Here is a 14,016-nt window from a genome sequence, read left to right on the forward strand (position 1 = left end):
GCCGACGCGTTCCGCGACCGGAAGAACTCGTACTCGCCGCCCTCGACCGGCTCGCCGCCACGCTCGGCGTACAGCAGTTGCCAGAACTTGGGCAACTGGACGTCGTCGAGCAGCTCGGGAACCAGGGCGAGCGCGCGCGGGTGAATGCAGCTCAGGCCAATCGCAGTCGGTTTCCCGTCCTGCCGGAACAACCGGATGCGCAACACGATCTCGTCGCCCAGCTCGACGCCGAGCTGTTCGGCGATGTGCGGGTCGAGGCACGACCGCAGGGCCGGCGGCCGGAGACGCCCGGACGTCTCACCGTCCGCGTGCGGGTCTCCGGTACGGATAAGCCGTTCAAGCCGAGCGACCCCGGTCACGACGGGCGGGGGCAGCGTGGCGACGACGGTGCCCGTCCGGCGGCGCGCGACCGTGAGGCCCTCGCGGCGCAGCTCGCCCATGGCGCGCTCGGCCGTAGTCCGGCTGACGCTCCACTCGGTCTGTACCTCCCGGACGGTCGGCATCTTGTCGCCGGGGGCGAGCTCACCCGACCTGATCTTGCGTCGGTAGGTGTCTGCGATCTGTTCGTGCTTCGGCACAGGGGCGCGGTTCGTGGTCATGGTTGGGTGGTCTCCCCCAGTCGGGCGGGTGTCGTCTGCGACTCACTGTAGACCATTGTCCCGGGACATTGACAAGGCTTGTCGCGGGGTGTCATTGTCGAGTCGTTCGCTAGATCGCCGACCGGCGAAAGCCGAGGTGAGCGTGCGGACTTGCAGCACCGCCATGCCCTGAAACGGGCGCGCGGGGCCCGGCGTCGCAACCGCCGGCCCCGCGCTCGGCGGGACCACTCACCAACTCAGTCGCAAGGATGTGATCTCCGCCGTGGGCACCACCATGCCTGAAACCGCCCCGCCGCAGCGAATCGCGCTGACGCTCGACGACGTCGAGCGCGCCGACGACGCCCGCGGATTCGAGCTCGACGAGCAGCTCGTCGGGGGGTGGACCGCGTGACCGCCACCGCCGTCCGCCGTAACGCCGCCGCGTTCGTCGCCCGCCTCGACCAGGTCCCGCCGCGCATGCTGCCGCTCGTCGCGCCGCTGCTCCTGGTCGTGCTCGGCGCGGCCGTCATCGCGGTCGTCGCGGTCCTCGCCGCCGTGCTCGTCGTCGCCGCATCTGCCGTCGTCGTCCTGCTCGGCCGCCGTGCCATCCACGCCGCCGCCACCTACAACGGCAAGGCGGTGACGGCATGATCCGCGTCGCCCTCGCCCGCACCCTGCGCACCATGCGCGGTGACCTCGACCAGGTCCGCGCCGAGCTCGACCAGGCCCTCGCCGACGCCGACACCTGGCAGGAGCGCTACACCGTCGAGGCCGAGCGCGCCGACGCCGAGGGCGCCCGCGCCGACGCCCTGCTCGCCAGCCTCGACCAGGCCCTCACCATGACCCGCGAGCAGTTCGACGGGATGCTCGCCGTCCTGCGGCAGGCCGCCGAGGAGCGCGACAACGCCCGCGCCGAGGCCGCCGCCTACCGCAAGAGGCTCGACCTCACCCCCACCCCCCAGGACCAGGACACCCGCGCCGCCGCCGCCGAATCCGCGGGCGCCGTCCTCGACGCCGCCGCGTCCCGCACCCCCGAGGAGACCGACCAGTGAGCAGCTACAGCGAGGAGCGCCGTAAGGACCGCGCCGCCGAGCGCGCCGAGGACCGGGCCGACCGTGCCGCCGCCGCCGAGCTGCGCGACAAGCGGCGGGCCGAGGCCGAGGAGCGGGCCCGGAAGGCGCAGGCCGCCGACCGCCGCGAGGCCGACCGCCGCCGCGAGCAGCAGCGCGAGGCCGCCGCCCGCCGCCGCGCCGAGGCCCGCGCCCGCTACACCGCCACCCTCAAGCGCGCGACGGCCGAGGGCGACACCATCGCCGCCCTGGTCGTCATGGCGTGCAGCATCGCCCCGGCGTTCTACTTCCAGGTGTCCGCGCTCACCGCCGTGCCCGGCCTGCCCGGGTTCATCGCCGTGTGCCTCGCGGTGATGCTGGAGGCCGGCGCATGGGTCGCCACCATCGCCGGGGAGCGCGCAAAGCGCGAGGGCCGCCCGGTCGGCAAGTTCCGCGCAGCGATGTGGGCGTGCGCCGCGCTCGCCGCGTGGATCAACTACGGCCACGCCCCGGCCTCGCCCGGCAACTGGCTCGCCTACGTCCTCGCGGCCGCCTCCCTCGGCGGCGTGTTCTTCTGGGAGCTGCGCGGCGCGGGCCGCCACGGAGGAAAGGCCGGCCGCACCCGGGCCGACCGTCGCGAGGCCGCCGCCCGCCGCCGTCACGCCCTCGCCCGCCGGTTCCGCTTCCGCGCCGTGCACAAGCGGTACCGGATGATCCTCACCGCCATGCCGTACGGCACCGTCGACCGCGAGCAGGCATGGGAGCGCGCATGGGTCGACCACCACGGCGCACCCCTCGCCGACACCGCCGACGCCCTCGACCACCGCACCCGTGCGACCGAGGCGTACGAGACTGGCCTCGCCGACGGCGGCCGCCCGTTCGGCATCGAGCCGCGCCCCATCACCGACGTCGACGCGTTCCTCGCCGGTCTCTTCCCGGACGCCGACGACGCGGCCGCAGACGGCCCGCAGAGCGGCCCGCAGGGCGGCGGCGGGACCGGCGTCCGGACGCGTCACGCCGAGCCCGCAGAGGGCGAAACTCCCCTAGGGCGCAAAGGGATGCAGGGGTCTTCCGACCCCTCGTCCAAGGCCCCCGTCCGCTCCCTCGACCCGAGCCACCTCGACGCGGTGCGCAGGCTCGCCGACGAGCTCGGCGGAGCCGACCGACTGAGCATCGCGAAGATCCGCCGGGCCGGGGTCGGCGGGAACGACCGCTACCTCTCCGCGCTCCGCAACAAGATCCAGGGGGAGGGCCGGAAGTGAACACCCCACTCGTCTACGTGATCACGCACCCCGAGCTCGCCGCCGTCAAGGTTGGGCAGAGCTCGACCCGCTCGGCGAGGCTGGCCGAGTTCGGCCGGGCCGGATGGCAGACGTACCGCACGCTGCACCTGCCGACCGTTCCGCTTGCGTACGAGACCGAGCAGCGCGCCCTGTTCGAGCTGCGGCACCGGATGCACCTGCCGCCGTACCTCACGGCCGAGCAGCTCCCTGCCGGGTGGACCGAGACGGTAAGCGCCGGTACCGCCCCGCCCGCCATCGTGTGGGACATCGTCTGTGCTGAGGCCGGCCGAATCCTGCTCGGCGGCGGGCGGCCCGCCCGGCGGCCGTCCGCGAACCGCCGCCGGGTCGAGCGCCCCCTCGCCGAGGCCGACCTCGACGCCGCGCGCAAGCTGCACGCCGCCAACCCCAAGACGTTCTCAACCCCGGCCGTCGCCCGCACCCTCGGCCGCTCGAAGGTGTACGCGCAGCGCGTCCGCGACGCCGTCCTCGCCGAGCAGGACGCCGACCGGAACGGCGGCGGGCGGTGAGCCCCCTCGCCGGGGCCGCCCTGTACGCGGCCGTCACCGGGCGGGCGAACGGCGGGTGTGAGTGCGCCCACGACCGGCCCGGCGGATGCGGTCGCCTCGACCACCCGGTCACCGGCCGGTGGTGCCACCAGTCGGCCGGGCCCGGCGTTCCGCTTCATGTCACCCCGGTCGACCCGGCCACCCCGGACCACACCGCCGTGACCCTCGGCCCCGACGAGCTGCTCGCCCTCTGCCGCGCCTGCTACGTCCGCCGCCGCAACACCCACCGCAAGACCCGCGAGCAGCAGCTCGCCGCCGAACTCGCCGAACGACAGGGCGCCCTCTTCGCCCTCGACACCGAAGGGATCACGCCGTGAGCGACAGCAAGACCCGCCGCACCCCCGCCCCCCGCCTGCTCATCGTCGCGGCCCCCGCCGGCCTCTACGTCGGGATCACGCAGGCCGCCGAGCACCCGGTCGCCGAGGCCGCCGGAAACGGCGCCCTGATCGCCGGTCTCATCCTGGCCGGCCCCGCCTTCGTCGGCGGCGTCGGCAAGGCCGCGGCCGCGTCGGCGGCCCGGAAGAAGGCCAAGGCCAAGGCCGCCGAGGACGCGAAGAAGACCGAGAGCAAGTGACCGCCCCGACCCTCCACACCGCCGGGCACTGACGAGAACGGCCCGGCCCGGACGACACCCGGACCGGGCCCATGCGCCCCACCCAACCAAGGAAGGAACACCCCGCCATCATGTCTCAGCACCCCGGCAACGAGTACACCGCCCCCGACGGCGCGCAGGTCATCGAGCTCGCCAACTTCATGGACGACGACGCCCGCGCCCGGCTCAGCGCCGACGCCCGCGAGGCCGTCCACCTCACCCCCGCCGGAATGGCCGACCTGAACACCGGCACCCTGGTCGTCGAGGGCGGGATCGTCGAGCAGCTCGACGACCAGGCGCACGGCACCGGCCTGCGCACGGTCATCCCCGCCACCTTCCGCGACCCGGCCGCATGGCAGCACCGCCGGGCCGTCGCCCGCAACGCCGCCGCGTTCCACGCGGTGCGCACGCCCCGGTACGCCTACCGCGCGCTGAGGGTCGCCGCCATCGGCGCCATGGTCGCCACCCGCGACGCCTGGTCGTACGTGACCGCCGGCGAATACGGCGAGCTCGCCGACCAGGTCCGCCGCAGCAAGGCCGGGGCCGAGCACATCGCCGACCTGCGGGCCGACCGCAGCAAGGTCGCCGCCGAGCGCCGCCGCGAGCCGGTCGTCGTCTACAGCGCGACCGGCGTCACGTCCTACGTGTCGGCCGTCGCCGCCCTCGGCGAGGCATGGAGCCTGGCCCTCGCCGGTACCGCGATGCTGCCGCTGCTCCTGGTCTTCTACCTGCTCGGCCGCCGCGAGCTCGGCCGCCGGGACGGCGGAGCCTTCACCATCACCGACGTGCCGGTCATGCGCGACACCGGCCGCACGATGCTCGGCGCCGACTCCGTGAACGCCGCCTTCCGGCAGGCCGGACTCACCCGCGAGGGTGAAGTGATCGAGCTCGTCGGCCCAGTCCGCGCCGTCTCCGCTCACGCCAGTGAGGCCGTCCTCGACCTGCCCGGTGACCTCACCCTGTCCAAGGTGGTGAAGGAGCGCGAGAAGCTCGCCGCCGCCTTCCGCGTCGACCCGTCTTGGCTCGACCTCACGGGGGCCGGCCACCCCGGACGCATCCGCGTATGGATCGCTTCCGAGGACCCGTTCGCCGCCGCCCGCACCTCGCCCCTGCTCGGCCACCCGGCCCGCATGGACGTGTGGAGCGCCGGAATCCCCATCGGGTTCAACCGGCGCGGAGAGGTGATCAGCCTGCGCCTGCGGCACGTCATGGCGCTGCTCGGCGGGATGAGCCGCACCGGCAAGGGCATGCTCCTGCGCAACCTGATCTGCGGCCTCGGCCTCGACCCGCGCGTGAACCTGCGCCTGGTCGCCGGGGCCAAGCCGGGCGAACACCGGGGATACGCGCCTGTGTGCGCCACGTTCTTCGGCCGCCGCCCCGAGCGCCTGGTCGCCCTGCTCGACGCCGTCCTCGCCGAGGCGTACCGCCGCGAGGACTACCTCGAAGACCTCGGCCGGGCCAAGCTCAGCGAGGGCGACCTCGCCCGCTTCCCCCTCGAAGTCGTGATCATCGACGAGTTCAAGCAATACGCGAGCAGCTCGGCCCGCGTGCCGGACCCGTCCGACCTCACCGGCAAGAAGATGGTCAAGGCCGCCGACCGGATCGCCGAGCAGGTCGAGGAGATTGCCGCGTTCGCCGCCGCCCTCAACATCACTCTCCTGATCTCGACGCAGGACCCGGACGCCAACACCGTGCCGCGCGGCTTCAAGTCCAACAGCGGCGCCCGGGTGTGCACCCGCACCGGCAGCCCGGACCAGACGAACGCCATTCTCAAGCCGGGCGCGACCGGGGCCGGCCTGCGGGCGCACGAGATCCCCGAGGCCCTCAAGGGTGCCGCCATCGTCGATATCGACGGCGCCCCGGGCGAGCTCATCCGAGGGTTCTTCGTCGAGGACGAGGAGTACGACGGGGCCGCGCCGCTCATCTCCGCCGGCGTCGAGCTGCGCGCCGAGCTCAGCCGCCTGCCCGGTCAGTTCGAGGACCCGATCGAGGCGCAGCTCGTCGAGGTCACCGGGGAGTCGTCCATCGCGGGGGGCCCCACCGGCTCGGGACGGCCGGGCGCCCTGTCCTCGGCGCCGACCGACCCCGCCGGAATCATCGCCGACCTGATCGCCGTCTTCGCCGCCGAGGGCGACCCCGAGCGGATGCGGACGGCGGAGATCCTCACCGCGCTCGCCGACCTCGACCCCGACGCCTGGTCGCCCGAGGCCCTCGGTGTCGACCCCGAGGACCAGGCCGCCTACGTCCGGACCGGCGGCGGCGAGCTGCGGAAGGCGATCGACGACGCCCTCGACGGCACCGGCCGTGAACTCGCCGCGCGCGGCTGGAGCGCGGGCGGCCGGGCGAACGGCTACTACCTCGCCGACGTCCGCGCCGCCGCCGGGATTGCCCCGGTTTGATCCCTCGGTACGGGGTCCGTACGGCCCGGTGCGCTGCAGGTCAGCGCCCGGTACGCCGTCCGTACGGACCCCTCACAGACCGGTACGCGTACCGGGCCCGAGGCCCCCGTACCGGCCCCGTCCGGACCGCCGTACGGACAACTGACCTGCGGTTTCTCGCGCCGTACCGAGCCCGTACCGGGCCGCGAACCGCCACAAAACGATCACACCGAGACACACCGCCCGAGGAGTGCAGCGATCATGAACCGCCCCGAATTCGCCCCCGTCGAGCCGTTCGCCGTCTACCCCTCGGCCGCCAGCCACGCGACCGCCATGGGCGGGGCCGTCGAGGCGCGCGCCGTCTACACCGCCCCCGCCCCCATGCCGGGCGCCGAGCTCGTCACCGTGCCCGGCGTCGGCCGCGTGTGGGCCTACACCGACCCGAGGCCCGCGCCCGCCGACCCGGCCCGCCAGGCCGAGCCCCTGCCCATGTGGGTCAAGGCCGTCGCCCTGCTCATGCCCTCGACCGCCTGCTCGGTCGCCGTCGGCGCATGGGGCCTGTCCCTCGCCGTCGGCGCGTTCGAGGCCATCACCGCCGCACTGTGGGCCGCCGCCGGGGCCACCGCGGCCGTCGGCGCCGTCGTCGGCGTCTCCGCCGTCGCCGCCCGTTCGGTGCGCCGAGGCGGCGGCCCGGTCACCGCCACTGCCACCGCCACCGCGTCCGGCCTGTTCAGCAAGGCCACCGCCACCGCCACCGCCACCCGGAAGTAGAGGAGCCCGCCCCATGTCCAGCGTCACCATGTCCGGCGTCACCATCGACGGCGTCACCATCACCTGCCCCGGCCGTACGATCCCGCCGCGCCGGGTCACCCTCATGGCCAGCGGGCAGACCGTGCACGCGACCTGCGGCGAGCGGCACCGCACCAGCGACGGCACCAGCGGACGCGCACAGTGCTTCTTCCCGGTCGAGCAGCTCACCGCCGCGAACGTCACCGCCCTCGCCGGGGCGCGGCCCGGTCACGTCCGGCTCACCCTGCCCACCGGCAAGAGGCTTGAGGGCAAGCTCGTCGCGGCCGGCGGCGCGGCGAGCAGCTCCTCGACCGGCCGGGCGGCCGGGGCCGTCGCTGCCAAGGGCGGTGCCGGGGGAGGGGGCCGGCCTGCCCCGCCGAAGCCTTCCGGGCGCGCGAACGGCGGGTCGTTCGCCGCCGCCATGGGTGCCATCGCGGCCGTCGCCGGGGCCGTCGGGCAGACGGCCGGAGCCGTCGGGCAGGTCGCGGGCGCCGGGGCCTCGGCCGTCGGATCGGTCTCCTCGGTCGCCCGCGAGGGCATCGGCGCGCGGCGGGACGCCCGCCGCGCCGACGACCGCCAGGAGCAGCGCAGGCACGCGCGCGACCTGCGCGAGGCCGACCTCGCAGACCGGCGTGACGAGCGCAGGCATGCGCGTGATCTGCGCGGTGTCGACCTCACCGAGCGGCGCGAGCAGCGCGAGCACGAGCGCGCCATGCGGGACGACGACTGAAACCCACCCCGGACTGTGACGCAATTTCGCGCACTACTCGGACTTGCGTCACAGTCACGAAACGGTGCAGTATTGGAATCGCTTCGGGACACCCCGGACACCACAGGGAGGAACACCCCATGACCAGCGGAAACAGCAAGACCCGGCTCGGCGGCCGAGGCCGCACCCTCGACGGCGGAACCCTCAGCGCGCGGGCCGGCCTCGCCGCCCTCACCACCCTCGGCGTCGCCGCCCCGTTCACCGCCGCCGTCCTCGGCGGCCTGGTCATCGAGGAGCAGCTCGCCCCCGGCCTGCCCAACTGGCAGCACCTCGCCTACACCATCGGCGCCGCCGTCATGATCCTCTCCGCCGTCGACACCACCCTCGGCCGCATCACCCACCGCACCGAGCAGCGCCTCAGCGGCCGCATCTACGGCCCCCGCACCTGGTCCTGCGAGGACTGCCCGGCGACCATCACCGCGCACCGCTGGACGCCCTACGACGCCGCCGCGTACGAGCAGCTCCTCGCCGACCCGGCCGCGCACGGCTGCACCGGCCCCCAGCAGTAACCGCCCCCCACCCACCCATCCGCCGGGCGGCGACGACACCGCCGCCCGGCACCCCACCCGAGAGGCACACACCATGACCGAGCTCGCCCACCGCGACGGCACCGCCGGGAACGGCATCGTCCGCCAGCACTGACCCCCCGACCCCTCGGCCCGGCGGACGCCTCGCCGCCTGCGTCGCCGTCCGCGACTGATCAGGAAGGGCACCAACCAATGGAAAGCACCAGGACCCCGCAGGAGACCGAGCAGAGCCTCGCGGAGATGCACGCCGCGTACGAGGAGATGGACCAGGCCGAATACGCGGGCTTCATGGCCGAGCTCGACGAGCGTGACGCCGCCCGCGAGGCCGCCGAGAGTGACCAGGTCGCCGCCGAGGGCGACGTCGACCTCGCGCTCGTCAGCTTCGGCTACCTGCACGGCCCCGCCCCCGAGGCCGAGCTCGTCGTCGACATGCGCCGGCACTTCCGCGACCCGCACGTATCACCCGAGCTGCGCGAGCTCACCGCCACCGACGAGCGTGTGACCCGGGCGGTACTGGACACCGACGGCGTGCGCGAGCTCGCCGCCGCGATCCTCGCCGCCATCGCCGCGTACCGGTCCGGCCCCTCGGGCGGCGTCATCCGCGTCGCCGTAGGGTGCGCCGGGGGCCGGCATCGATCGGCCGCCATGGTCAACCACCTCGCCCACCACGTGAGGACACACTCGGTCCTCGCCGTCGCCGTCGACCACCGGGACATGCACCGGCCCGTCGTCGACCGGTAGACCCGCACCCGCACCAGGCCCGCCCCGAGCTCGACCCGGGGCGGGCCTCGGCGTGTGCCCAGACACCGGCCCGGCCGATACGGTGCGCCCATGATTGTGCTGCTCGCCAACCTCAAACCGGGCGTCGCCAAGACGACGTCCGCCGGATACCTACTGCACGCCATCCATGAGCGGGGCGAGCGGGTCATCGGAGTCGACGCCGACCCGAGCCGCAGCCTCGAACGATGGGCCGATGCCGCCGGGTTCGCCATGCCCGTCATGTCACTGGTCACGACCAGCATTCACACCACCCTGCCGCAGCTCATCCCCGACGGCGCGCACGTCATCATCGACGGTGCGCAGGCCGAGGACCACGCCGGAGTCATCGCCTCGGCCGCGAGAATCGCCGACGTCGTCCTGGTGCCGCTCGCCCCCTCGGGCGTCGAGCTCGAACGCACCCTCTTGATGAAGAAGTTCCTTGAGGACGACGTCGCTCCCCTCACCTCCTCGGGCCGTATCGACATCCGGGCCCTGCTCAACCGGACCATCCCGAACGCCACCAGCACGGGGGAGGTGCGCGGTGTGCTCACAGATGCCGGGTGGACGGTGGCCAGCACCACCATCCCGCGCCGCGAGGAGTTCGCCGCGAGCTGGGGGAACCCGGTGACAGCGCGCGGCACGGCGTACGACGCCCTGGTGACCGAGCTCGGCATTGGCGGCCGCGGTGCCTAAGCGCAGCAAGTTCGCCGCCGCCGCCGCGTCTGGGGTGCAGCGCACGGGCGCCGACCGCGCGGCCCTGCCCGTGGCGCCGGCCGACCCGGCCGACGCCGTCCGCGCGCTCGTCGAGCAGCTCCCCGCCCTCGACGACGTCCGCGAGGTCGCCGAGGACGACGACTCCCCGCTCACCCCCGTCGAGCGGGCGCAGAAGGACACGACCGAGCACGTCATCGAGCAGGCCGCGCAGAGTGCCAATGCGGCCGTCTGGATCGTCGCGCAGGCCCTCGAACGGGCCGCGAAGGGACGTTGGTGGCGCGGCGAGTACGCCACCTACGACGCGTACGTACAGAGCAAGGTCAACCGGTCGGCGTCCTACGTCCGCCGCCTGCGGTCCGCCGCTCCCCTCGCGCTGGAAACCGCACAGGCGACGGGCTTCACCCCCAATGAGGGGCAGGCCCGCGAGCAGCGCAAGGCCGAGCAGCGATTCGGCACGCGCAAGGCCGTCGCCCTGTTCGGGGCCGTCGTCAAGGTCGCGGCCGAGGTCGGCGGTACCGCGACCGCCGCCAGGATCGCGGACGTCCGCGACGCCCTGCCTGCCGAGCTCGCCGACCTCGACGACGACCAGGCCGCCACCGTCATCGAGCGCACGGCCCGCACAGTCCTCGGTGTGCCAATTGGCCCGCCAGCGGACGACGGCGGGCCAATTGGCACACCAGGCGATGACGGCGAGATCGTCGACGCCGAGCTCGTCGAGGACCCGCTCGACGCTGTCCGCGACGCACTGCGCGGCCTGCGGGGCGTGAACAAGGGATTCAGCAGGGCGACGCTCCGCGAGGTCGCCGAGCATCCCGAGTACGCCAAGCTGCACGCCGGCCTGCTGTCGGCGGCGAACGCCGTGCGCAACAAGGTGGCGCAGGTTCCCCCCGTCGAGCGGGTCGAGGCGGTCGAGGGATAGGCGTACGGCAACGGCCCGCCCGGGAGTGCCGGGCGGGCCGCCGAGTGCAGTCCCGAGGGTTAGGCCGCGGTGCTCGCGGTGACCTGCTCGACCGCCTCGACGACGGCCGTCACCGGGTCTGTGTCACCCGGGAACTCGAACCACTCCCCGCGAACGCGGTACGCCTCGAACCGGGCGTGAAGGGCGCGTTCCAGCCGCAGGCCGCCCGGAGTCGACCAGAGCAGTTCGAGCGGGAAGGGTGACGCGCACCGGAACATCTCCAGCCGTTCGAGCGCGTACCCCTTGCCGATCTTCACCGGGCGGAAGTCGGGCGATCCGATCACATAGACGCTGCTCGCCTCACCAGATGAGGGCCGGGCGCGGCCCACGACGTCCCGCATGACGGTGGTCCGGTGCTCGCCCAGGGTCTCGCCGATGAGCGTCCAGGGAGCTCCCGCATCGTGCAGCGCGCGGGCAACGGGCCTGCGCTGTGCGCGGCCGAGCTCGGGGCGCCATTTGCCGTACGTCTCGGCAAGGTGCGCGCGCCATTCGTCCGGGGTCCACGGACGGGAGGTGTACGCGGCGATCACCTGCGCGCCGAAGTCGTCGGTAGGGTCGGTCATGTCGACCTGCTTTCTGTGTCTGTCGGGTTGGCCGGCCCCGGGGTGTTCCAGCACCGCCGGGGCGTTTCCATGATCGGGCACCGCACTGACAACAGGCCCCGCCAGAATGTGCCCGGCGGGGCCCTGTGTGCCCGCGTGCGGGCCTTACGCGTCGTCCTCGGGCAGGGCGAGGGTGACGTACGCGCGGACGCCGTCACCGTCGCGTGTGGGCCGGTAGGCGACCGGTGTCGACCTCGACGGACCCGCCGCCGCAGTCAGCGCCTCGACGAACCGCCGTACGGCCGTCTCGCGGCCGATGAGCCGGACCTCGACCACTCCGCCCGTCTCGGTGCCCGCAGTCGCCTGTACGGGTCGCGTGCGGCGCGCGGGGGTGCTGCGCCGGGTCATGCCGCACCGCCGAGCTCGTCGCGGCGCACGGTGCGTACCCGGTCCTCGGCGCACCCGCACGGGAACAGGAGATAGATCTGTGCGCGGGCGGCCCGGTCGGCGAGCGTCTGCGCGCCCTCGCCGAGCAGGGCGTCGAGGTCGCGGAACGCCGCCGCCTGCATGACCTCCCACATGCTTGCGCCCTTGCTCGCGGCGAGGTCGCGCAACTCGACCTCGGGGCCGTCCTCGGGCTCGTCGGCCGGGGTCGTCTGCACCACGTTGAATCCGCGGCCGCCGCACGACGGGCACCGCTCGGCGCCGTCGTCCCGGTCGTCGTCGAACTCGTCGAGATAGTCGTCCTCGAACCCGTCGTCGGGGTCGTCCGTGACATGAGCGGACGGCACGCAGTCGTCGTGCTCGGCACGGCCGCACCCCCAGCAACCGGGGCAGGCCGAGGGCACGGCGAGCGGGGGCCGGCCCCCGTCGCTCGGCTGTGAGAACCAGGCACCCGACACCGCCGTCCCCGCGCACTCCGGGCACGGGGCGGCCCCGCCGAGGTCGGGGCGCGGGTGGTCGACGACGAGCACCAGGCCGTCACCACCGTCCGCGTCGCCGTCCGTACGTACCACCGGGACCGACCAGGAGTCGAGGCCGGGTGACGCCTGCCTCCACCCGTTGACGGTCTCCGGTCCGCGCGCGTCCGGGCGGATCATGTAGCCGTGCTCGATGAGCCGGTGCCCGGCCGACGACGGGCGGAAAGACTCCCACTCGGGCAGGTCGACCGTGGCGACGATGCGCAGCTCCGCGTCGAGGACGTTCAGCTGGTAGCCGTGCTCGACCCGGCCGTCCTCGCCGGGGTGGCTGTTCGGGGTGCACACGGCCGTGAGGTCCGCCGCCTGGTCGTGACGGACGGCGTCGACCGCCTTCCGGTGGGTCTCTCCCGTGCTCGCGCTGCGGCCTCGGGCCGCGTTCTTCCGCGCGTGGTTCTTCACCATGCCTGCCTCTGTCCCGGCGCGCTCAGTCCCGTGACCCGGCACGCCTCTGCAGGGGCGGCGAGCGGTGGTCTCTCCTGCGGTGATGCGGTGCACCTGGGGCCGTCGTCGCCGCCGGTCACGGGCCAGCAGCTCGGCCGGGCCGCCGCAGTGACGGCCATCGGTGGGTACGGTACCGAACCCTCGGCGCGGGCGGGGCCGGCCTGCCAGACTCGGGCGAGGATAGACAGCGGACGGGCGGCCCCCAACTCCCATGGGGGCCGCCCGTCCGTCGTGCTGTGTGCCTTCCGGGCCCTACTGTCCGGCCTGCCCGGTCCACTCGACGAACGCCGTCCAGGGCGCGCGGTCGACGACCAGGCGCGGGCCGTCCGGCCGCTTGCCGTCCATCACTGCGACGGGGCCGCAGGCAGGGCGGGCGGCGTAGACGCAGTTGTCAGGGTCGCTGTGGCTGGACTTGACGTAGGGGGCGCCGTTCCAGTGCTGCGCGTGCATCGCGTGTGCCATTCGCTGATCACCTCTCGTGACTCCTCGGGTGACAGGGAGTGCCGCCCGAGTAGGGCGAAGGCACTGTATAGGCGCGCCATGTCCTCGGACCGAGTCGTGTACCAGCCACCGAGGAGACTCTCGACGTGCCCGACCCGGGCGCCGTCGGTGAGCGAGTGCACGGTGAACGGCTCGGGGCCGACGTGCGCCGAGATGTCCGGCAGGACCCGGACCGTGATGCGCGGGTACATGTCGATGATGTCGAGCAGGCGCAGCAGCTGGTGAGCATGGAACTCCAGCGGGCCCGGCGGGTGCGCGAGAGCGGCCTCGCCCATGATCAGCCATGCGTGCGAGTCGCCCGGCTCGCACATCCGGCGCAGGAAGTTCTCCGACCTGCGAATACGGGACTGCATGCGGCGCCCGAGCTCCTCCTCGGGCAGCGAGGGCGTCCGCGCCTTGATGGCGCAGTGCGAGGTCAGGGTCGTCTGGAGCAGGCCGGGCACGAGCTGCGGCGACCAGCAGCGCAGCGACTCGGCGGCGGCGTCGAGACACGCGAGCCGGTCCGTGGCCGAGGCGCCCATACCGCCGGCCATGCGACCGCAGTTGCGCTGATCGGGGGCGCGGAGCGCGCGGATCACGTCATCGGGATC

The 14,016-nt window shown here is 73.9% G+C and carries 19 protein-coding genes and 1 pseudogene; 14 read left to right on the top strand and 6 right to left on the bottom strand.

Annotated features, from left to right (window positions below; all coding sequences use genetic code 11):
• Nucleotides 1–599 (bottom strand): GntR family transcriptional regulator (locus G6W55_RS32005; RefSeq protein ID WP_175524205.1); only part of this gene is annotated, 599 nt, incomplete at its 3' end.
• 262 nt (nucleotides 600–861) lie between these two features.
• Here G6W55_RS32005 and G6W55_RS39335 point away from each other — a divergent pair.
• From G6W55_RS39335 to G6W55_RS32070, 14 genes are all read left to right on the top strand, one after another.
• A complete protein-coding gene (locus tag G6W55_RS39335; protein WP_303049955.1) occupies nucleotides 862–990 on the top strand; it encodes a hypothetical protein in 129 nt (42 codons plus the stop codon).
• Nucleotides 987–1,229 carry a hypothetical protein gene (locus G6W55_RS32010; RefSeq protein ID WP_175524206.1) on the top strand — a complete coding sequence of 81 codons (243 nt, stop codon included), beginning with the start codon at nucleotides 987–989 and terminating at the stop codon, nucleotides 1,227–1,229. Before G6W55_RS39335 ends, G6W55_RS32010 begins: the two co-directional genes overlap by 4 nt.
• Nucleotides 1,226–1,630 (top strand): hypothetical protein, encoded by a 405-nt coding sequence (locus G6W55_RS32015; RefSeq protein WP_175524207.1) that lies wholly within the window; start codon nucleotides 1,226–1,228, stop codon nucleotides 1,628–1,630. The genes G6W55_RS32010 and G6W55_RS32015 overlap by 4 nt, the downstream gene beginning before the upstream one ends.
• Complete coding sequence (locus G6W55_RS32020; protein WP_175524208.1) at nucleotides 1,627–2,889, top strand: DUF2637 domain-containing protein; 1,263 nt, start codon at nucleotides 1,627–1,629, stop codon at nucleotides 2,887–2,889. The genes G6W55_RS32015 and G6W55_RS32020 overlap by 4 nt, the downstream gene beginning before the upstream one ends.
• Nucleotides 2,886–3,437: a GIY-YIG nuclease family protein gene (locus tag G6W55_RS32025; protein ID WP_175524209.1), complete on the top strand. Its 552-nt coding sequence runs from the start codon at nucleotides 2,886–2,888 to the stop codon at nucleotides 3,435–3,437. The genes G6W55_RS32020 and G6W55_RS32025 overlap by 4 nt, the downstream gene beginning before the upstream one ends.
• Nucleotides 3,434–3,793 (top strand): hypothetical protein, encoded by a 360-nt coding sequence (locus G6W55_RS32030; protein ID WP_175524210.1) that lies wholly within the window; start codon nucleotides 3,434–3,436, stop codon nucleotides 3,791–3,793. Before G6W55_RS32025 ends, G6W55_RS32030 begins: the two co-directional genes overlap by 4 nt.
• Nucleotides 3,790–4,050, top strand: a complete 261-nt coding sequence (locus tag G6W55_RS32035) for a hypothetical protein (protein ID WP_175524211.1) — start codon at nucleotides 3,790–3,792, stop codon at nucleotides 4,048–4,050. Before G6W55_RS32030 ends, G6W55_RS32035 begins: the two co-directional genes overlap by 4 nt.
• Nucleotides 4,051–4,160: 110 nt before the next feature.
• Nucleotides 4,161–6,467 carry a hypothetical protein gene (locus tag G6W55_RS32040; RefSeq protein WP_175524212.1) on the top strand — a complete coding sequence of 769 codons (2,307 nt, stop codon included), beginning with the start codon at nucleotides 4,161–4,163 and terminating at the stop codon, nucleotides 6,465–6,467.
• A 240-nt stretch (nucleotides 6,468–6,707) separates the two neighbouring features.
• The gene (locus tag G6W55_RS32045) at nucleotides 6,708–7,217 is read left to right on the top strand and encodes a hypothetical protein (RefSeq protein ID WP_175524213.1); all 510 of its coding nucleotides are present in this window, start codon (nucleotides 6,708–6,710) and stop codon (nucleotides 7,215–7,217) included.
• 13 nt (nucleotides 7,218–7,230) lie between these two features.
• Nucleotides 7,231–7,965 carry a hypothetical protein gene (locus G6W55_RS32050; protein ID WP_175524214.1) on the top strand — a complete coding sequence of 245 codons (735 nt, stop codon included), beginning with the start codon at nucleotides 7,231–7,233 and terminating at the stop codon, nucleotides 7,963–7,965.
• Nucleotides 7,966–8,084: 119 nt separating this feature from the next.
• A complete protein-coding gene (locus G6W55_RS32055) occupies nucleotides 8,085–8,513 on the top strand; it encodes a hypothetical protein (protein ID WP_175524215.1) in 429 nt (142 codons plus the stop codon).
• Between the two features lie 210 nt (nucleotides 8,514–8,723).
• A complete protein-coding gene (locus G6W55_RS32060; RefSeq protein ID WP_254876520.1) occupies nucleotides 8,724–9,272 on the top strand; it encodes an RNase adapter RapZ in 549 nt (182 codons plus the stop codon).
• A 90-nt stretch (nucleotides 9,273–9,362) separates the two neighbouring features.
• Complete coding sequence (locus tag G6W55_RS32065; protein WP_175524216.1) at nucleotides 9,363–9,983, top strand: hypothetical protein; 621 nt, start codon at nucleotides 9,363–9,365, stop codon at nucleotides 9,981–9,983.
• Nucleotides 9,976–10,923: a hypothetical protein gene (locus G6W55_RS32070; RefSeq protein ID WP_175524217.1), complete on the top strand. Its 948-nt coding sequence runs from the start codon at nucleotides 9,976–9,978 to the stop codon at nucleotides 10,921–10,923. The genes G6W55_RS32065 and G6W55_RS32070 overlap by 8 nt, the downstream gene beginning before the upstream one ends.
• Before the next feature lie 59 nt (nucleotides 10,924–10,982).
• Here the strand turns inward: G6W55_RS32070 and G6W55_RS32075 are convergent, their stop codons facing one another.
• The 5 genes and pseudogenes from G6W55_RS32075 to G6W55_RS39050 all read right to left on the bottom strand — a co-directional run.
• On the bottom strand, nucleotides 10,983–11,525 hold the full coding sequence (locus G6W55_RS32075) for a GIY-YIG nuclease family protein (RefSeq protein WP_175524218.1): 543 nt from the start codon (nucleotides 11,523–11,525) through the stop codon (nucleotides 10,983–10,985).
• A 144-nt stretch (nucleotides 11,526–11,669) separates the two neighbouring features.
• Nucleotides 11,670–11,912, bottom strand: coding sequence for a hypothetical protein (locus G6W55_RS32080; RefSeq protein ID WP_175524219.1), 243 nt, complete (start codon nucleotides 11,910–11,912; stop codon nucleotides 11,670–11,672).
• A complete protein-coding gene (locus G6W55_RS32085) occupies nucleotides 11,909–12,886 on the bottom strand; it encodes a hypothetical protein (RefSeq protein WP_175524220.1) in 978 nt (325 codons plus the stop codon). Before G6W55_RS32085 ends, G6W55_RS32080 begins: the two co-directional genes overlap by 4 nt.
• A gap of 291 nt (nucleotides 12,887–13,177) precedes the next feature.
• The gene (locus tag G6W55_RS32090) at nucleotides 13,178–13,387 is read right to left on the bottom strand and encodes a DUF397 domain-containing protein (RefSeq protein WP_175524221.1); all 210 of its coding nucleotides are present in this window, start codon (nucleotides 13,385–13,387) and stop codon (nucleotides 13,178–13,180) included.
• Nucleotides 13,388–13,398: 11 nt separating this feature from the next.
• Nucleotides 13,399–13,959: pseudogene (locus tag G6W55_RS39050) on the bottom strand (DUF5753 domain-containing protein); the annotation flags it as partial.
• Between the last annotated feature and the right edge of the window lie 57 nt (nucleotides 13,960–14,016).

Source organism: Streptomyces sp. CAI-85 (assembly GCF_013363615.1).
In the GTDB taxonomy this organism is placed as follows: domain Bacteria; phylum Actinomycetota; class Actinomycetes; order Streptomycetales; family Streptomycetaceae; genus Streptomyces; species Streptomyces antibioticus_B.